This window comes from Pseudomonas sp. NPDC088414, from assembly GCF_044753325.1.
Lineage (GTDB): Bacteria > Pseudomonadota > Gammaproteobacteria > Pseudomonadales > Pseudomonadaceae > Aquipseudomonas.
On sequence record NZ_JBIVMY010000016.1, the window covers coordinates 14,030 to 33,151 of the forward strand.

Genomic DNA, 19,122 nt, shown 5'->3' on the forward strand with positions numbered 1-19,122 from the left:
GGTCGTATTTAGCCGCCCTGGGGCAATTAAGATGAAATCAAGGATAACGCCAGTGGCGTGGGTGCGAAAGCTCTTAAAACAGTCTCACTGGATAACTGTTGCGAGGGAGCTTGCTCCCGCTGGAGTGCAAAGCGCTCCCAAATCCTCCAGCCTCGGTCATTCAGGATGATCGAGGTGTCTGGTTTGCGGCTGCTTCGCAACCGAGCGGGAGCAAGCTCCCTCGCCACAGCGGCACTCTGACGCCTTGCGTTTACTGGATCAGCGAACCGCGCAGCGAGTGCGGTTGCGCCGCGTCGATGTGCACGTCAGCGAACTGGCCGATCAGGGTCGGATTATCGCAGCGGAAGTTGACGATACGATTATTCTCGGTGCGCCCTTGCAGCTCGCCCGGGTCTTTCTTCGAATAGTCGGTGACCAGAATGCGCTGGACCGAGCCGACCATCTGTCGGCTGATTTCGAACCCTTGCTGATTCAGACGATGTTGCAAGGCGTTCAGGCGTTCTTTCTTCAGCTCTTCCGGGGTGTCGTCGGCCAGATCGGCCGCCGGGGTGCCCGGGCGCTGGCTGTAGACGAACGAGTAGGAAAAATCGAAACCGACATCGGCAATCAGCTTCATGGTTTGTTCGAAGTCTTTTTCGGTCTCGCCGGGGAAGCCAACGATGAAGTCCGAGCTGATGCAGATACCCGGCACGGCGGCGCGCAATTTGCGCAACTTGGATTTGTACTCCAGCGCGGTGTGGTTGCGCTTCATCGCCGCCAGAATCCGGTCAGAACCCGACTGCACCGGCAAGTGCAAGTGTTTGACCAGCTCCGGCACTTCGGCGTGGGCCTGGATCAGGCTGTCGGAGAACTCCAGCGGGTGCGAAGTGGTGTAGCGAATACGGTCGATGCCATCGACGGCGGCGACCACGCGGATCAGCTCGGCCAGATCGGCCAGGCGCCCATCGTGGGTCAGGCCGCGATAGCCGTTAACGTTCTGCCCGAGCAGGGTCACTTCACGCACGCCGTTTTCGGCGAGGTGGATGATCTCGGCGATCACGTCATCGAACGGCCGGCTGACTTCTTCGCCACGGGTGTAAGGCACTACGCAGAACGTGCAGTACTTGCTGCAACCTTCCATCACCGACACGTAGGCGCTCGGGCCATCGATGCGCGGCTCGGGCAAATGGTCGAATTTTTCGATTTCCGGGAATGAGACGTCGACTTGCGGCAGCTTGCTGCTGCGTGCGGCGTCGATCATTTCCGGCAGGCGGTGCAGGGTTTGCGGGCCGAAGACCACATCGACGTACGGCGCGCGATCACGGATCGCCGCGCCTTCCTGGCTGGCCACGCAACCACCGACGGCGATCACCATGTCCGGGTTGGCCAGTTTCAGTTCGCGCCAGCGGCCGAGCTGCGAGTACACCCGGTCCTGAGCGCGTTCGCGGATCGAGCAGGTGTTGAGCAGAATCACGTCGGCGTCTTCGGCGCGGGCGGTGACTTCCAGGGCCTGATGTTCGCCCAGCAGATCGACCATGCGCGAGCTGTCGTACTCGTTCATCTGGCAACCGTGGGTTTCGATGTAAAGCTTCTTGGCCATGGAGTAAGGTCGTCACCTGATTCAAAGAACCGCGCATTATAGGGAACAAGCCCTCAGGTTCCTACCGCTGTGCGTCCGGCGGCTATGCTATAGTTTGCGCCCTCATTTTTATCCCCGATGTTATCCCCCCGCCATGACCAAACGCGAAGCTCCAATCTATAAGGTGATTTTCCTCAACCAGGGCCAGGTGTTCGAAATGTACGCCAAGCAGATCTATCAAAGTGATCTGTGGGGTTTTCTGGAAGTGGAAGAGTTCGTCTTTGGCGAGCGCACGCAAGTGGTGGTCGATCCGAGCGAAGAGAAGCTCAAGGCGCAGTTCGAAGGTGTGGTGCGCAGCTTTGTGCCGATGCATTCGATCGTGCGCATCGACGAGGTGGAGCGTCTGGGCACCCCGAAAATCAGCGAGGCCCGTGGCGCGGTCGGCAATGTGATGCCGTTTCCGATGCCGATGCCTGAGAAGTAAGCCCTGATCTGGATTTGAAATGATTTGTGGCGAGGGGATTTATCCCCGATCGACTGCGAAGCAGTCGCAAGTCCATTCAGCAAGGTATGTCAGAAGGAGCTTGATTGCAGGGTTTTGGGGCTGCTTCGCAACCCATCGGGGATAAATCCCCTCGCCACAAAAGCGCTTATGGCAATGGCGAAAACGGCGTACGCCCATCGGCGCTCTGCAGTTCCATCAAGTATTTACGGAAAATTTGCCCGAGCACCTGGGTCGCGGTTTCGAGGTCTTCGCGGGACATTTTTTCGGAGACTTCGTCAGCGGTGTCCAGCGCATCTTCGGCGCCGTTGACCGCGGCCATCTTCAGCACGATGTAGGCCTGAATGTTGTTGGCCTGCACGCCTTCGCCGTGGAAGAACATGGTGCCGAGCTTGAACTGTGCCTGAGCGTGGCCTTGCAGCGAGGCCTTTTCGAAATAGCTCAGGGCTTGATTGAGGTCGCGTGGCGCATTCTTGCCGTCGTAGTAGAACTCACCCAACTCGTATTGCGCTTGCGCATCCCCTTCGTCCGCCGCTTTCTGGCAGGCGGCCAGTGCCTGCGTGACGTCTTGCGGCTGAGTGTTGAGGGTGCAACGACCCATCGCCGGGATCAACAACGAGTTGCCGCCTGCTTGTGCATGCGCGAGCAGGGGCTGAAGGAGCAACAGGCAGCCCAAGGCAAGGGTGCGGCCGGTGCGGTTCATGGGAATCGACTTACCTCTGAAGGGCACGCGGACCCATCGAGGGATCCAATAAGCGCGCATTATGAAATAAGCAGGGCCAACCTTACAAAGTCTTTACTCGTTTTTCTGCTGCGCGGGGAATATATCGGCCACTTTCCGGCGGATTTTTAGCAGAGGCGTGGGAAAAAGTGCGTGGGTGTAGGTGAAAGCTGACGCTGGCCATGGCCAACGTCAGCGCTACGGCGATTACTTCAGGGCAGCGAAGGCGCGTTCGGCAGCGTCCAGGGTGATTTTCAGCTCGGCTTCGCCGTGGGCGATCGAGGTGAAACCGGCTTCGAATGCACTCGGCGCCAGGTACACGCCGCCTTCCAGCATCAGGTGGAAGAAGCGACCGAACAGCGCAGCATCGCTGGCCATCACGTCTTCGAAGGTGACGATGTCGTCGGCACCGCTGAAGTACAGACCGAACATGCCGCCGGCCTGAGTGGTCACGAACGGAATGCCCGCGGCATCGGCGCGTTGTTGCAGACCGTCGAGCAGGCGCGTGGTGTAGTCGGTCAGCTCGGCGTGGAAACCCGGACGGCTGATCAGACGCAGCGTGGTCAGACCGGCGGCCATCGCCAGCGGGTTGCCCGACAGGGTGCCCGCCTGATACACCGGGCCCAGTGGCGCGATGCGTTCCATGATTTCGCGCTTGCCGCCGAAGCAGCCGACCGGCATGCCGCCGCCGATGATCTTGCCGAAGGTGGTCAGATCCGGGGTTACGCCGTAGTACGCCTGAGCGCCACCGAGGGCGACGCGGAAACCGGTCATCACTTCGTCGAAAATCAGCACCACGCCGTGCTTGTCGCACAGCGCGCGCAGGCCTTCGAGGAAACCCGGCGCCGGCGGTACGCAGTTCATGTTGCCAGCGACTGGCTCGACGATAATGCACGCCACGTCCTGACCGACTTCGGCGAGCATCTTCTCCACGGCGTCGATGTCGTTGAACGGCAGGGTCAGGGTGTGTTTGGCAAACGCTGCCGGTACACCGGCGGAGCTTGGCACGCCCTGGGTCAGCGCGCCGGAACCGGCCTTGACCAGCAGGCTGTCGGAGTGACCGTGGTAACAGCCTTCGAACTTGATGATGCTGTCACGACCGGTGTAACCACGGGCCAGACGAATCGCGCTCATGGTCGCTTCGGTGCCGGAGCTGACCATGCGCACCATGTCCATCGACGGCACCAGCGAGCAGACCAGGTCGGCCATCTCGGTTTCCATCGCGGTCGGCGCGCCGTAGGACAGGCCGTGTTGCAGCTGATTGCGCACCGCGTCGAGCACGTCCGGATGGCTGTGGCCGAGGATCATCGGCCCCCACGAACCGACGTAATCCACATAACGCTTGTCGTCTTCGTCAGTAACGTAAGCGCCTTCGGCATGCTTGAAAAACAGCGGTGTGCCGCCCACGCTCTTGAACGCGCGAACCGGCGAGTTCACGCCACCGGGAATGTGTTTCTGGGCATTGGCAAACAGGGTTTCGGAACGAGACATGATCGGGCTCTCAAATCAGATTTTCAGAAGTTCGTTGAAGGCGCGGGCGCGGCGGGTCACTTCGGCGGTGCTTTCGGCACCGAATAAACCGTGGACCACCGCCAGCAGGTCGACCCCATGGGCCACCAGCGGCGCGGCGTTGTCGAGGGTGATGCCGCCAATCGCGCAGACCGGCAGGTGCAGCTTGCGTTTGGCCTCGTCGAGCAGGTCGAGGCTGCAGCTCGGTGCGCCGGGTTTGGTGTTGGAGTTGAAGAAGCGACCGAAGGCGACATAGCTCGCGCCTTCTTTGGCGGCCTGTTCAGCCAGTTCGAGCTGCGCATGGCAGGTCGACCCGATGATGGCTTTGGAGCCGAGCAGGGCGCGGGTCGGCGACAGCGGGCCGTCGGTCTGCCCCAGGTGCACGCCAACGTTGAGGCGCGCGGCCAGTTCGGCGTCATCGTTGATGATCAACTGCGTCTTGTAGCGTTCGCACAGATCACGCAGGGCTTCGGCCTCGCGCAGGCGGCGGGCCTCGTCGCTGCTTTTGTCGCGGTATTGCAGCAGGGTGACGCCGCCTTCCAGCGCCGCTTCCACGTACGACAGAAACTTGCCCGCCAGCAATTGGTTGTCGGTGATGGCGTACAGGCCACGGAGTTTCATCAGGCAGACCTCACGACGTTACGAGCAAAAATCCAGCGGCAGGCGACGCGGCACGAACTGGCCTTTGCCCAGTTGTTCGGCATCACGCAGGGTACGCCAGGTGTAATCCAGTGCAGTGCGCACGGCGCTGGCGAGGTTTTCGCCTTGGGCCAGCCGCCCGGCCAGTGCGCTGGCCAGCGTGCAGCCGGAGCCGTGATAACTGCCCGGCAAACGCTGGCAATAAAAGGTTTCCCGCAGGCCGTCACGGCTGTACAGGCGATTGTGGATTTCAGTTTCGTCGCCATGGCCGCCGGTGATCAGCAGGTTTTTGACGAACGGCAGGAGTTTTTCCGCGCACTCGTCCGCAGTGCCTTCGGGCAATTCGGCGAGAATTCGCGCTTCGGGAAGGTTGGGGGTGGCAATGATCGACAGCGGCAGCAGACGCTCGCGCATCGCGTAACCGACTTCGTCCTTGCCCAGGCGTCCGCCGCCGCCGGCACGCAGCACCGGGTCGCAGACCACTGGCAGGTGCGGGTGCGCCGAAAGCAGTTCGACCACGGTGTCGACCATTTCCAGCGAACCGAGCATGCCCAGTTTGACCGCAGCGACTTCGGAGTCGTTGAGCACGGCATTGGCCTGGGCCAGTACCCACTCACGGTCGAGGACGCGGAAGTCAGTGACGTTGACGGTGTCTTGCACGGTCAGGGCGGTGACGGCCGGAGCCGCATGGCAACCCTGCGCAAGCAGGGCTTCGATATCTGCCTGCAAGCCGGCGCCACCACTGGGGTCGTGGCCGGAGAGACAGAGGACAACGGGGCGGGAGCTGTAGATATTCATGGTGCGCGAGCTTACCACCAAACCTGATTTTGGGGTTCAGTCCTGACGGTGTTTGCGAGCAGATTGTCGGACAACGCTGCAGCTACCATTGTGGCGAGGGAGCTTGCTCCCGCTGGGTTGCGAAGCAGCCCCTGCATTTATTCAGGCACAGCGCATTTACAGGTTTTACGACTGCTGCGCAGCCGAGCGGGAGCAAGCTCCCTCGCCACAAAAGCGGATCGCAATGATTGAGTTGACCAACTCAACAGCTCTAGCCCGCAGCTTTGCTCTGAAACGCCCGTTCTAGAGCCTTTGTAGGAAAAATTTCGATGGTGCTCAATGGCCATCAACGGCTATGCTAGTCTGGATCCAAACCAATAACAGGTAATACCGGTTTTACGTCTACTCAAAGGGAATGGGGGGCTTCCTGACACAACCGGACGAGCCACGCTGGGGCTTCAATGCGCTATTTGCTGATGTTGCTGTTCTGCTTGCCCCTCCTCGCAAGCGCCGTCGAGTTCGACGAAAATACCCAGAACCTTCCCCTGGGGCGCTCCCTGCAGGTGTTCGAAGACCCGAGCGGTCAGGCGAGCATCGCCGACGTCCGCGCTCAAGCGGCGGCGGGCAATTTCAAACCCCACGACAAAGCCACGCTCAATGCCGGTTACTCGCGTTCGGCGTTCTGGCTGAAGATCGACCTGCATTACCGTCCGAACAACCCGGTCGCGCAACGCACCTGGCTGTTGGAGCTGGCGTATCCGCCGCTCGATCACCTCGACCTTTATATGGCCGATGCCAATGGTGACTATCGGCTGATCCGGCAGACCGGCGACGCCTTGCCCTTCGCCAGTCGCGAGATCCGCCAGAACAATTACCTGTTCGACCTGACCTTCACCCCTGACCAGCAAAAAACCGTGTATTTGCGCCTGGCCAGTGAAGGCTCGATCCAGGCACCGGTGACGCTATGGTCGAGCACCGCGTACCTCGAGGATCAACCGGTGCGCCTGTATGTGCTGGGGATCATTTATGGCGTGCTGCTGGGGATGCTGGTCTACAACCTGTTCATCTACCTGAGCGTGCGCGACACCAGCTACCTCTATTACATCTTCTACATCGCCTCGTTCGGCCTCTATCAACTGTCGGTGAACGGCGCGGCGGTCGAGTATTTCTGGCCGGACAACCCGTGGTGGGCCAATGCCGCCACACCGTTTTTCATCGGTTGCGCGGGGCTGTTCGGCAGTCAGTTCGCGCGCAGTTTCCTGCAGACCCGAACCCACAGCCGCTGGCTCGACTACCTGCTGATCGCCCTGATCGCGTTCGGTGCGCTGGTGGTCGGGTTGTCGCTGATGACTAGTTACGCGTTGTCGCTGCGCCTGGCGACCCTGCTGGCGCTGGTGTTTACCGTGGTGATTTTCGCTGCGGGGATCCTCGCCTGGTGGCGCGGATTGCGGGTGGCGCGTTATTTCATCATTGCCTGGTCGGCATTCCTGCTCGGCGGCATCGTCAATACCCTGATGGTGCTGGGCCTGCTGCCGAACGTGTTCCTGACCATGTACGCCAGCCAGATCGGTTCGGCGATCGAAGTCGCGCTGCTGTCGCTGGCGCTGGCCGACCGCATCAACGCGATGCGCGAGCAACAGGCGCAAACCCTGTTCGATGCCGGGCATAAACTCGAAGTGCTCAACCAGCAACTGGCCCACAGCAACAAACTCAAGGATGAATTCCTCGCGACCCTGACCCACGAATTGCGCACGCCGATGAACGGGGTGATCGGTTCGCTGGAGCTGATGCAGACCGTCGAGCTGGAGCCTGAACTGGAGCAATACCAGCAAACTGCCGCCGGTTCCGCGCGGGACATGATGCGCATGGTCAACGGCATCCTCACCCTTACCGAATTGCAGGCCGGCAAGCTCAAGGCGACGCCGGGCAGCTTCAGCCTGCGCGCGGTGGTCGAGGCCTTGCGCGTGCAGTTCGACGGCAACGCGGCGAGCAAGTCGCTGGACTTCAAGGTCGAAGTGCTGCCGACCCTGCCGGATCGCTTGCATGGCGACAGCGCCAAACTGGCGCAGTGCCTGGAGTGCCTGCTGGACAACGCGATCAAGTTCACCCGGGTCGGCGGCCTGGCGCTGCGGGTCACCGGCAAACCGGCGGCGGACAACCGCTTGGCCCTGTCGTTTGCAGTGATCGACACCGGCATCGGTTTCACCGATCTGGGCGAGGCGACGATGTATCAGCGCTTCTTCCAGCTTGACGGCTCGATGACCCGCGAATATGGCGGCCTTGGCGTGGGGCTGGCGATCTGTCGGCAACTGGTCGAACTGCTCGGCGGCAAGCTGACTCACCGTTCCGAGCCGGGGCGCGGCAGCCGTTTTCAGCTGGACGTCGAATTCGAGTTGCCGGCGGTCGAACCCGCGCCAATCCCCGAACCTTCGCGAGATAGCGCACGCGCACCGCAGGACTGCACGGTGTTGCTGGTGGACGACAACAGCGTCAATCAACTGGTGATGCGCGGCATGCTGCTCAAGCTCGGTTTCCGTGTGCGCACGGCGGACAACGGCGCGGCGGCACTCGACTGCCTGCAACGGGAAACCTTCGACGCGGTGCTGATCGATTACCAGTTGCCTTCTCACGAAGGGGCGTCCTTGTGCTGCCAGATCCATGCGCTGCCGGGCTGCGCCAATCTGCCGGTGTTCATGCTGGCGCTGGGCACGGATCGCGAGCACTGCGCGCCGGGTACGCGCATCGATTACCTGAACAAACCGGTGAAATTCGAAGACCTGCAGACGGCGCTGGAGCGTCGGGTACTTAGCGCCTGACAGGGTGAAAGCGCCGACAGTTCGGCGCATATGACACTTTGATCAGCCACGGGCCGGTGCTTAACTGAATCCCTTGGCTGACCAAAGGAGCCCCGTCATGAACCTGCATCAGTTCGCCGAAACCCACGAAGTCACCAACCAGCCACCGTCGCTGGATGGCGCCAACCTGTACCGCATCGATCTGCCGCTACAGGAGTGGTCGCGCCGCTTTGGCGCCGGTTGGGCCGAGTCGCGAATCGATGCCTACGGTGCGCTGGCCGGCGGGCCGTTGATGGAGGCCGGGTTCCTCGCCAACCAGAACAAACCGGTGTTCAACAGCCACGACCGCTACGGTCATCGCATCGATCTGGTGGAATTCCATCCCGCTTATCACGAGCTGATGCGCACCGCGATCGAACATGGCCTGACTTCATTGCCATGGGCGCATCCGCAGGACGGCGCGCATGTCGCCCGAGCCTCAATGAGCTATTTGCACAGCCAGGCCGAGGCCGGTAGCGGTTGCCCGTTGACCATGACCTTCGCCAGCGTCCCGGCCATGCGCTTGCAGCCGGATCTGGCCGAGCTGTGGCTGCCGAAAATACTCGCCACCGAATACGACCCGCGCAACGTCGGCATGGCGCACAAGGCCGGCGTGACCATCGGCATGGCGATGACCGAGAAACAGGGCGGCACCGATGTGCGGGCCAACACCACCAAGGCTTATCCGGTCGGCGCCAGTGGGCCGGGCCAGGCCTATGAACTGGTCGGGCACAAATGGTTCTGCTCGGCGCCAATGTGCGATGCGTTTCTGACCCTGGCGCAGACCGACAAGGGCCTGACCTGCTTCCTGCTGCCGCGCCATCGCCCCGACGACACGCGCAATCAGTTCTACATCCAGCGCCTGAAAAACAAACTCGGCAACCAGTCCAACGCCTCCAGCGAAGTGGAGTTTCGTGGCGCTTTGGCATGGATGGTTGGCGAAGAAGGGCGCGGCGTGCCGACCATCATAGAGATGGTGGCGATGACCCGTTTCGATTGCATGGTCGGCTCCAGTTCATTGATGCGTCAGGCGCTGACCCAGGCCAGCCATCACTGCGCGCACCGTTCGGTCGGCGGCAAGCTGCTCAGCGAGCAACCGTTGATGCAGAACGTGTTGGCCGATCTGGCGCTGGAAAGCGAGGCCGCGCTGGCGTTGAGCCTGCGCATGGGTAAGGCGCTGGATCATCTGCAGGATTCGCAGGAAGCCAGATTCGCCCGGCTGGTGACCGCGGTGGGCAAATACTGGATCTGCAAACGTGCCCCCGGAATGATCAATGAAGCTGCCGAATGCATGGGCGGCGCGGGGTATGTCGAGGAGAGCATCCTGCCACGGCTGTATCGCGAGGCGCCGGTCAACTCGACGTGGGAAGGCTCGGGCAACGTGCAGTGCCTGGACGTGTTGCGTGCGCTGTCGAAAGAGCCGGGTGTGCTCGACGTGTTGTTCAGCGAGTTGGGCGATGGCCATGGTGACAAGCGTCTGGCTGCGCATATCCAGCAGTTGCAGGCGCAGTTCAAAGACACCAGCGATATTCAGTATCGGGCGCGGCAGTTGACCGAGGATATTGCCTTGGGGCTGCAGGCCAAGCTGTTGCTGGAGGCCGGTAATTCGGCGGTCAGCGATGCGTTCATTGCCAGCCGTCTGAGCGGTGGCGGCCGGGTCTATGGCGCATTGCCGCGCGGACTGGACGTCGAAGCCATCGTCGCCCGCTCAACCCCCCAGGGTTTCTGATTTCACACAAATCCCCTGTAGGAGCTGCCGCAGGCTCGGGCCGCGATCGGACGATCTTTTGATCTTGCTGTTTATAAGATCAAAAGATCGCAGCCTTCGGCAGCTCCTACAGGGGACCGTGTGTGACCGACATATTGTGCGGTTGCCAACATGCCACTGTTCCCGTGAGACCACGATGCAGGCAAGATGAAGCTCTGCAAGTCAGAACACAGGAAGCTGATCGTGACCGAAGCGTTTATTGTCGTTCAAACCGCCGAACAAGCCGTGGATCGTCTGGCCGAGCTGCATGAGCGGGCCACCACTGCGCTGAACTCGGCGCTCAAGCGGTATCTCAAGGATCGCGTCGAGCCTGACGCCGAACAGCGTGCCCTGTTTCGTTATCCCGAACTGCGTCTGACCTACCTGTGTCAGGGCGAGGTCCCGCAGACCACCCGCGCCTACGCCAAGGTGCAACTGCCGGGCACCTACAGCGTCACCGTCACCCATCCCAAGGCGTTTCGCAAATACCTGCTGGAACAGCTGGTGCCGTTGATGCACGACTTCACCGTGACCGTGGAAGTCGGCGTCAGTCAGCAGAACATTCCCTATCCGTACGTGGTCGAGCAGGGCGATGAACTGGCCGGCTCCGGCGTCACCGCGGCGGTGCTGGCGCGGGTGTTCCCGAGTACCGACCTGTCCGCTGCCACCGATGGCATTGCCGACGGTCTCTACGATTGGGAAAACACCGACCCGCTGCCACTGGCGCTGTTCGACGCCGCACGGGTCGACTTCTCCCTGCGTCGTCTGGTGCATTACACCGGCAGCGACTGGCGCCATGTGCAGCCGTGGATTCTGCTGACCAACTATCACCGCTACGTCGACCAGTTCATCGTTCATGGCCTGGAGCAACTGCGCAACGACCCGCGTTTCGTGCGCATGGTCCTGCCGGGTAACGTGATCATCGAGAAGGGCATGGATCACGGCGAAGCCTCGGCGATTGCCGCTGGCGTGGTCTGGCACCGCTACCAGATGCCGGCCTATCACCTGATCGCCAATGACGGCCACGGTGTGACCCTGGTCAATATCGGCGTCGGCCCGTCCAACGCCAAGAACATCACTGACCACCTGGCGGTGTTGCGTCCGCATTGCTGGCTGATGATCGGTCACTGCGGCGGCCTGCGTCAGTCGCAGACCATCGGCGACTACGTGCTGGCTCACGCCTACATGCGTCGCGACGGGATTCTCGACCGCGTGGTGCCGCCGAACATTCCGATCCCGGCGCTGGCCGAGGTGCAACTGGCGCTGCAGCAAGCCGCGGCCAATATCACTGGCGAGAAGGGCGAGGAGCTGAAAAAGCGTCTGCGTACCGGTACCGTGCTGACCTACGACGACCGCAACTGGGAACTGCGCTGGGCGCAGGAACGTCCGCTGATCAACCTGTCCCGCGCCGTGGCGGTGGACATGGAAAGCGGCACCATCGCCGCACAGGGTTATCGCCTGCGGGTGCCGTACGGCACGTTGCTCTGCGTTTCGGACAAACCGCTGCACAGTGAAATCAAGCTGCCGGGCTCGGCCAACGCGTTCTACGAGCGCGCGGTCAGCCAGCACTTGAAGATCGGTATCGAAGCGGTGGACCTGCTGCGCACCGAACTCAACTCGCTGCACTCGCGCAAACTGCGCAGCTTCGACGAGCCGCCGTTCCGCTAACGGTTAGTCGTGGTCATTTGGCGGTCGGGGCACTAGCATTACCAGCCCTGATCGCTGAATGTCTGTTCTCTTATGTCCCGTCCCCCGCGTCCACCTTCCCGCCGTCCAGGCGCAAAGCCTCAGTCGTCCTCACCGCGCCGTGTCGCCAAGGCGCCGCCGGCCGAGCCGAAGTTGATTCTGTTCAACAAACCGTTCGATGTGCTGACGCAGTTCAGCGATGAAGGCGGGCGGGCGACGCTCAAGGATTTCATCGATCTGCCTGGCATCTATCCGGCCGGACGCCTTGATCGCGACAGCGAAGGTTTACTGCTGCTGACCAACGACGGCCAGTTGCAGGCGCGGATTGCCGACCCGAAACACAAGTTGCCGAAGACGTACTGGGTGCAGGTCGAGGGCGAGCCGACCGCCGAGCAACTGCAGCAACTGCGCGACGGTGTTGAATTAAACGACGGCATGACCCTGCCCGCCGAGGCGCGGCAACTGGACGAGCCGCAACTCTGGCCGCGCAATCCGCCGGTTCGCTTTCGCAAAAGCGTGCCGACCAGTTGGCTGGAGCTGGTGATTCGTGAAGGGCGCAACCGTCAGGTACGGCGGATGACTGCGGCGGTGGGGCTGCCGACGTTGCGGCTGGTGCGGGTACGGATTGGCGACTGGACGCTAGAAGGGCTTGATCAGGGCCAGTGGAAGGAAGTGCCGGCGCGGTTATAGAGCGCCGGACTCGATCAGGCCGATCACCACACTCTTGATGATGAACGCGGCCACGCCCAGGCCCAGCACGAAGAATAGAATGAACGAGCCGAAACGCCCGGCCTTGGACTTCTTCGCCAGATCCCAGACGATGAAACCCATGAAAATGATCAGGATGCTGACCAGGCCGGTCATCATCCACTCTTCGAATACTGCAGGATCCATTAGAGTTCTCCGGCATGCGCGCGGCTAAAAGGGCGCGGCGATTATATGCCAAGGTTCGTTGGGTGGCATTGATCTGGGTCTGATCCGAAGCCTGGCCCTCACCCTGGCCCTCTCCCAGAGGTAGAGGGGACTGACCGTGCGATGCTCACGAGTTACACCGACCTGATCTTGCGTCTGTGAATCCATAATCGACTCGAAGGTTCAGGTCGATGGATGATGCCAGACGCCTCGGTCGGCCCCCTCTCCCTCCGGGAGAGGGCTGGGGTGAGGGGCTTTTGATTAGCTGCGCAGATGCGTCAGCGGCAATTCAGTGCTGTTGAGCACTTGATTGAGCACAAAACTCGAACGCACGCTGGTCACCCCTTCAATCCGGGTCAGATGCCCCAGCAACAGCTTCTGATAGTGATCCATGTCCGGCACCACCACTTTCAACTGATAGTCGGCATCCACACCCGTCACCAGACTGCACTCCAGCACCTGCGGCAGAGTGCGGATGGCCGCTTCGAAGTTCTCGAAACGCTCCGGTGTGTGCCGATCCATGCCGATCAGCACGTAGGCGGTCAGGCTCAGGCCGAGCATCTTGCGATCGAGCAGAGCGACCTGGCGCGAAATGTAGCCGTCGTCCTCCAGTTGCTTGACCCGGCGCGAGCAGGGGGAGGGCGACAGACCGATGCGCTCGGCCAGTTCCTGGTTGGAGATGCGGGCGTCGCGCTGCAATTCCGCCAAAATACTCAGGTCGTAACGGTCGAGTTTGCTCATGAATCAGTCCTTGGTTGTAACTATTGCGGCGGATTATCTATCCAGGGTTAAAAATTGCGCAAGCAGTGTTTATTTGAGCAATCTTCGCAATCCTCTGTCGCGCCTTGCGGCCTATTCTTATCACCAGAATCACTGCTCGGTAACACAGTCCACTGCGGCCCGCCCAATCAGGCCCGCCGCGGCCGCCACCCCCACCGGGGATGTGCCGGCCCCCGAGCTGCACACTGTCCAGAAGACGGCGTGAGGTGAGCCGACGTCAAAAGCGTCGAGCCAGGACGAAGTTCTCTAGAAGGGAGGCCGACGGGTCTCCCTTTTTTCTTGCCGGCGATTTTTGTGCCTTGCTGCCCGGCGATCCTCAATAAATAAGTCTCGTGACTGATAACCTGTCGCAGAACCCGGTGTGCAGATTCCCGGTCTTAGCTACAAGCCCTCTTAATACCCGCAGTGAGGAAAAGCATGAAGTCGCGCATCTGGCGTCTGGCCGGTGTTGGTTTGCTGTGTGTGAGCGTCGGTGCGCAAGCGCTGGCCGACGAGCCACAGAATCGTGGCCCCGAGAATAACGGGCACGGCGGTGAGCATCAGGGCAATCAGGGTCGTGGCGGCGATCATCAGCCCCGCGGGCAGAACAATCCGCCGCCGCAAAATCAGCCGCGGCCGCAGAATAACCAAATCATTCGGGGCGACAACAGCCGCCAGTTCGAACACAACGGCCAGCAGCACAACAACGGCCAGTGGCAGAACCAGAACCGCGCGCCCAATCAGCCTGCACCGGTGCATCAGGCGCCACCGTCGAACAACCTGCCGATCCAGCCACGGCCCGACACCGTGCGTCAGACTCAGGAACCGCGCCAGGGTTACTACCGCGACGAGCGGCCGCAGAATGGTTACCACAACCAGCAATGGCAAACCGGCAACCGGCCCAATGACAATCGCTGGCCGGGTCGCCCGGACGGGCATGGCAACGGTTGGGGTCCAGGCCCGCAATACCGCCCGGGGCATGTGATCGACCGTTTCCCGGATCGCGAATACCGCGTGCCGTATCGCGGCCAGGATTACTTCTATTCCGGCGGCTACTGGTATCGCCCGCAAGGCCCGCGCTACATCGTCGTGCAGCCGCCACGGGGGATTCGCACTCACTACCTGCCGGACTACGCCCGTGAAGTGTGGATCGGCGGTGCGCTGCTGTTCCTCGCTGCCGGTTCCTACTATGCCTACGAGGAAGCCACTCAGGATTACGTCGTGGTCGAACCGCCGGTGCAGCAACCGCCGCCACCGCAGCCGCAATCCCAGGGCTATGACGTCGAGGCCTACCCGGCCAACGGTCAGTCGCCGGAACAGGTGCAGCAGGACGGTTACCAGTGCTACCAATACGCCGTGCAGCAGAGCGGTTTCGATCCGCGTACCGCGACCTATCAACCGGCGCCTGAAGTGGTGCAGGCTTACCGTCAGGCTCAGGGCAACTGCCTGAGCAGTCGCGGTTATCAGGTGTCTTACTGAATCCGGGTTTGCGCCCGTTCGGCCCTGACCACTTCCTGCGGGTCGGCGTGCACCAGCACTTCGGCTCGCGGGTAGGCGGCGTGAATCGCATCGGCCGCCTGATCGCTGATGCCGTGAGCCACTGACAGGGTCAGCTCGCCCGGCAATTCCAGATGCAACTGCACAAACCAGTGGTTGCCCGAAATCCGCGTGCGCAGGTCATGCGCGCCCAACACGCCGGGTACAGCGCAGGCCAGTTCGAGCATGTGCTGACTGACATCCGTCGGCAGTTCCTCATCCATCAGCACCGAAAAACTTTCCCGGGCGATCTGGATCGCACTCCACAAAATGTACCCGGCAATCCCCAGACCGAACCACGCATCGAGTTGATGAAAGCCCAGGCCGGCGAGAATCAGCGCGATCAGAATGCTGCCGTTGAGCAGCATGTCCGAACGGTAATGCAGCGAGTCGGCGCGTACGGCGTTCGAGCCGGTCTGCTTGATCACCCGATGTTGCAGCGTCAGCAACGCTGCGGTCAGCAGCAGCGAGAACACGATCACGCCAATGCTCAGCCACGGTGCGCCCAGCGGCTCCGGTTGCTGAATACGCTCATAAGCCTGAAACGCGATCAGCACCGCACTGCCACCGATGAACAACGCCTGCGCCATGCCCGCCAGCGATTCGGCCTTGCCGTGGCCGTAACGGTGATCGTCATCGGCCGGGCGCAGTGCGTAATGCACCGCCAGCAGATTGAGCAGCGAAGTCACGCCATCCAGCGCCGAGTCGGTGAGGCCGGCGAGCATGCTCACCGAGCCGCTCAGCCACCAGGCGATGGCTTTGGCGATGATCAGCGTGCAGGCCACCGCCACCGAAGCGCGGGTTGCCAGCCGCAGCAGGCGGGCGTGTTCGGGGCTGGTGGTCATGTAATTTCCTTATGCGGCGGGTTGCAGGCCGAACATCGCCAGTTGTTGCGTGCTGCCTTTGTGCTGGATCAGGCGTGGATCGTCCAGCGGCAGGTTGCGGCCCAGTTCCGTTTCGAGAATAGCCTGCAACTTGAGGTTATCGACCTGACCGTCCGGGCCGACCGCTTGTTTGAGCTTGGCCGGATCGACCTGAGCGGTGTGGCCCGGTTCGAAATAGATCGCGCCAGTGGTGAAGTCGACCGCGAAAGCGATCAGCCCGGGAATGACGTAGAACAGCAGGCCCACGGCGTCGAGCACGGCAATCGCCGGGTCGATCTTGCCATCGATCTGCCCGCGACGATCGGGGTAGAAAATCGAACCGCAGGCCGTGAGTTGAGTGAGCAGGGTGGCGACCAGTACACCGCCGATCAGGCGAGAAGGTAAGCGCATGGAAAATCTCCTGAGTCATCTATTAACGAAGCTTCGTCTTGTGAAGTTAAGACCCTGACGAACGCTTGGCAGTTCGCCGTTATACTCGCCGCTCTGTTTGGGAGCCAGCATGATTTCTTTGCCGATCGATGAAGTTTTACCCGCCCTGCGTGAAGCGTTGGCGACACGCCACGAAGCCGTGCTCGAAGCACCGCCCGGCGCCGGTAAAACCACCCGCGTGCCTTTGGCCTTGCTCGATGAAGCGTGGCTGGCCGGGCAGAGCATTCTGATGCTCGAACCACGGCGTCTCGCCGCGCGTGCAGCGGCTGAGCGGCTGGCCAGCGAACTGGGCGAGAAGGTCGGTGAAACCGTCGGCTATCGCATCCGTCTCGACAGCAAGGTCGGCCCCAAGACCCGTATCGAAGTGGTCACCGAAGGCATTCTCACCCGGCGTCTGCAGGATGATCCGGCGCTGGAAGGCGTCGGTTTGCTGATCTTCGACGAATTCCACGAACGCAGTCTTGATGCCGATCTGGCCTTGGCCCTGAGTTTGAACGGTCGTGAACTGTTCCGCGCTGAACAGCCGCTGAAGATTCTGCTGATGTCGGCAACGCTGGAAGGCGAGCGGCTGGCCGGGTTGCTGCATGACGCGCCGATCCTGCGCAGCGAAGGGCGCATGTACCCGGTGACGATGCGCTGGGGCCGGCCGTTCCAGCCCGGCGAGTACATCGACCAGCGCGTGACCCAGACCGTCCTCGAAGCCCTGCACGATGAAACCGGCAGCCTGTTGGTGTTCTTGCCGGGTCAGGCGGAAATCCGTCGCGTGCATCAGCAACTGAGCGATGCCATCGGCGAGCGTAAAGACGTATTGCTCTGCCCGTTGCACGGCGAACTGGACTTGAATGCCCAGCGCGCCGCCATCGACCCGGCACCGGTCGGCCAGCGCAAAGTGGTGCTGGCGACCAACATCGCCGAGACCAGCCTGACCATCAACGGCGTGCGCGTGGTGATCGACGCCGGGCTGGCGCGGGTGCCGCGTTTCGACCCGGGCAGCGGCATGACCCGTCTCGATACTCAGCGCATTTCCAGGGCCAGCGCCACCCAACGTGCGGGCCGGGCGGGGCGACTGGAGCCGGGTGTGTGTTACCGCTTGTGGTCGCAGGATCAGCACGAGCAACTCGCGGCTTATGGCAGTGCGGAAATTCTGTCGGCGGATCTGGCGAGCCTGGCCCTGCAACTCGGACGCTGGGGCGTGACGCCGGGGGAACTGGTGTGGCTCGATGTTCCACCGGCAGCGGCTTATGCACAGGCGCAGGACTTGTTGCAGCGCCTGGGCGCACTCGAAGGCGAGGCGCTGACCGCGCACGGTCAGGCCATGGCCGAGTTGCCGGCGCATCCGCGCATCGCGCATCTGTTGCTGCGCGGTCAGGCGCTGGGGCTGGCGAACATGGCCTGTGACGTCGCGGCACTGCTCGGCGAGCGCGATATCCTGCGCGGTGCCGGTGCGGATCTGCACAGCCGCCTGGTGCTGCTCTCCGGCGAAGAACGCGCGGCACGCGGTGCACAGGGTGGCGTGCAGCGCGCCCGGCAACTGGCGCGGCAATATCGCGGTTACCTGCGTGGCAAGGCCAGCGCGCCGGTCAGCGATCCCGAACACCCGCGCTGGCTCGGTGCGCTGCTGGCGCTGGCTTACCCGGATCGTGTCGCCCAACAGCGGCGTGCCGGTGGCGCCGAATATCGTCTGGCCAATGGTCGCGCTGCGCTGTTCGCCGAAGCCGACAGCCTGATGAAGGAGCCGTGGATCGTTATCGCCGACCTCGGCAGTCGTCAGGGCCAGCGTGAGGAACGGATTTACCTGGCGGCGGATTTCGATCCGGCGCTTTTCGATTCGGTGCTCGCCGAGCAGGTGCATAACGTCGATCAACTAGACTGGGACGAACGCGAAGGCGTGCTGCGCGCCGAGCGTCAGCGCAAGGTCGGCGAACTGATCCTCAGCCGCGAACCGTTGGCCGGTCTGGACGAGGCGGCGCGCAGTCAGGCGCTGGTCAATCTGGTGCGGCGCAAGGGGCTGGAGTTGCTGCCGTGGACCCCGGAGTTGCGTCAGTGGCAGGCGCGTGTCGCGTTGCTGCGACAACTGGATCTGAACGCCCAGGCCGAAAGCCATTGGCCGGATGTCAGCGACGCGACGTTGCTCAAAACCCTGGAAGAATGGTTGATGCCTTACCTGGGCAAGGTCTCGCGACTGAGTCATTTCGCCAATCTGGACCTGTCGAGCATCGTGCGCAATCTGCTGCCGTGGCCGTTGCCGCAGAAGCTTGATGAGCTGGCGCCGCATCACATCAGTGTGCCGTCGGGGTCATCGATACGTCTGGATTACAGCGAGCAGCCGCCGATTCTCGCGGTGCGTCTGCAGGAGTTGTTCGGCCTTGCCGAGACGCCACGGATTGCCGGCGGCCGGCAAGTGGTCAAGCTGCACCTGTTGTCCCCGGCACGGCGGCCGGTGCAGGTGACGCAGGATCTGGCCAACTTCTGGCGCAGCACCTATGCCGAGGTGAAGAAGGATTTGAAGGGGCGATATCCGAAGCATTATTGGCCGGATGATCCGTTGGTGGCCGAGGCCACGGCGCGGGCCAAGCCGCGCGGCACTTGAAGAGCAAAAGATCGCAGCCTGCGGCAGCTCCTACAGGAT

Annotated in this window: 16 protein-coding genes; 7 read left to right on the forward strand and 9 right to left on the reverse strand. The window is 62.0% G+C overall.

What is annotated here, in order from left to right; genetic code table 11:
* Nucleotides 1–250 precede the first annotated feature (250 nt).
* Entirely contained in the window at nt 251–1,579 is a 1,329-nt protein-coding gene (gene miaB, locus ACIP8I_RS15320; RefSeq protein WP_400762146.1) for a tRNA (N6-isopentenyl adenosine(37)-C2)-methylthiotransferase MiaB, read from the reverse strand.
* A 133-nt stretch (nt 1,580–1,712) separates the two neighbouring features.
* Here miaB and ACIP8I_RS15325 point away from each other — a divergent pair, with 133 nt between their 5' ends.
* Nucleotides 1,713–2,042 (forward strand): DUF1820 family protein, encoded by a 330-nt coding sequence (locus ACIP8I_RS15325; protein WP_003185742.1) that lies wholly within the window; start codon nt 1,713–1,715, stop codon nt 2,040–2,042.
* Nucleotides 2,043–2,208: 166 nt separating this feature from the next.
* Here the strand turns inward: ACIP8I_RS15325 and ACIP8I_RS15330 are convergent, their stop codons facing one another.
* The 4 genes from ACIP8I_RS15330 to ACIP8I_RS15345 all read right to left on the reverse strand — a co-directional run bounded on the left by ACIP8I_RS15330 (nt 2,209) and on the right by ACIP8I_RS15345 (nt 5,727).
* Nucleotides 2,209–2,763: a tetratricopeptide repeat protein gene (locus ACIP8I_RS15330; protein ID WP_003228518.1), complete on the reverse strand. Its 555-nt coding sequence runs from the start codon at nt 2,761–2,763 to the stop codon at nt 2,209–2,211.
* A gap of 225 nt (nt 2,764–2,988) precedes the next feature.
* A complete protein-coding gene (gene hemL / locus ACIP8I_RS15335) occupies nt 2,989–4,272 on the reverse strand; it encodes a glutamate-1-semialdehyde 2,1-aminomutase (RefSeq protein ID WP_329695785.1) in 1,284 nt (427 codons plus the stop codon).
* A gap of 15 nt (nt 4,273–4,287) precedes the next feature.
* Nucleotides 4,288–4,911: a thiamine phosphate synthase gene (gene thiE / locus ACIP8I_RS15340; protein WP_400762148.1), complete on the reverse strand. Its 624-nt coding sequence runs from the start codon at nt 4,909–4,911 to the stop codon at nt 4,288–4,290.
* Between the two features lie 18 nt (nt 4,912–4,929).
* Nucleotides 4,930–5,727, reverse strand: a complete 798-nt coding sequence (locus tag ACIP8I_RS15345) for a hydroxymethylpyrimidine/phosphomethylpyrimidine kinase (protein ID WP_007960553.1) — start codon at nt 5,725–5,727, stop codon at nt 4,930–4,932.
* A gap of 440 nt (nt 5,728–6,167) precedes the next feature.
* On the opposite strand from ACIP8I_RS15345, the gene ACIP8I_RS15350 reads away from it, so the two are divergent.
* From ACIP8I_RS15350 to ACIP8I_RS15365, 4 genes are all read left to right on the forward strand, one after another.
* Complete coding sequence (locus ACIP8I_RS15350; protein ID WP_400762150.1) at nt 6,168–8,522, forward strand: 7TM diverse intracellular signaling domain-containing protein; 2,355 nt, start codon at nt 6,168–6,170, stop codon at nt 8,520–8,522.
* A gap of 97 nt (nt 8,523–8,619) precedes the next feature.
* A complete protein-coding gene (locus tag ACIP8I_RS15355) occupies nt 8,620–10,269 on the forward strand; it encodes an acyl-CoA dehydrogenase family protein (protein ID WP_400762152.1) in 1,650 nt (549 codons plus the stop codon).
* 186 nt (nt 10,270–10,455) lie between these two features.
* Entirely contained in the window at nt 10,456–11,955 is a 1,500-nt protein-coding gene (gene amn, locus ACIP8I_RS15360) for an AMP nucleosidase (RefSeq protein ID WP_177434769.1), read from the forward strand.
* Between the two features lie 72 nt (nt 11,956–12,027).
* A complete protein-coding gene (locus ACIP8I_RS15365; protein WP_400762154.1) occupies nt 12,028–12,663 on the forward strand; it encodes a pseudouridine synthase in 636 nt (211 codons plus the stop codon).
* On the opposite strand, the gene ACIP8I_RS15370 is transcribed toward ACIP8I_RS15365, so the two are convergent.
* Together ACIP8I_RS15370 and ACIP8I_RS15375 are read right to left on the reverse strand one after the other, a co-directional pair.
* A complete protein-coding gene (locus ACIP8I_RS15370) occupies nt 12,658–12,867 on the reverse strand; it encodes a DUF2788 domain-containing protein (protein WP_003228500.1) in 210 nt (69 codons plus the stop codon). The genes ACIP8I_RS15365 and ACIP8I_RS15370 overlap by 6 nt on opposite strands.
* 279 nt (nt 12,868–13,146) lie before the next feature.
* Nucleotides 13,147–13,626: an Lrp/AsnC family transcriptional regulator gene (locus ACIP8I_RS15375; RefSeq protein WP_007909658.1), complete on the reverse strand. Its 480-nt coding sequence runs from the start codon at nt 13,624–13,626 to the stop codon at nt 13,147–13,149.
* Between the two features lie 456 nt (nt 13,627–14,082).
* On the opposite strand from ACIP8I_RS15375, the gene ACIP8I_RS15380 reads away from it, so the two are divergent.
* Nucleotides 14,083–15,123, forward strand: coding sequence for a DUF6515 family protein (locus ACIP8I_RS15380; RefSeq protein WP_400762156.1), 1,041 nt, complete (start codon nt 14,083–14,085; stop codon nt 15,121–15,123).
* Here ACIP8I_RS15380 and ACIP8I_RS15385 read toward each other — a convergent pair.
* The gene (locus ACIP8I_RS15385) at nt 15,117–16,025 is read right to left on the reverse strand and encodes a cation diffusion facilitator family transporter (protein ID WP_400762158.1); all 909 of its coding nucleotides are present in this window, start codon (nt 16,023–16,025) and stop codon (nt 15,117–15,119) included. The genes ACIP8I_RS15380 and ACIP8I_RS15385 overlap by 7 nt on opposite strands.
* A 9-nt stretch (nt 16,026–16,034) precedes the next feature.
* Entirely contained in the window at nt 16,035–16,454 is a 420-nt protein-coding gene (locus ACIP8I_RS15390; protein ID WP_003228492.1) for a hypothetical protein, read from the reverse strand.
* Between the two features lie 109 nt (nt 16,455–16,563).
* Between ACIP8I_RS15390 and hrpB the strand changes: the two genes are divergently transcribed.
* A complete protein-coding gene (gene hrpB / locus ACIP8I_RS15395; RefSeq protein WP_400762159.1) occupies nt 16,564–19,083 on the forward strand; it encodes an ATP-dependent helicase HrpB in 2,520 nt (839 codons plus the stop codon).
* Nucleotides 19,084–19,122 lie beyond the last annotated feature (39 nt).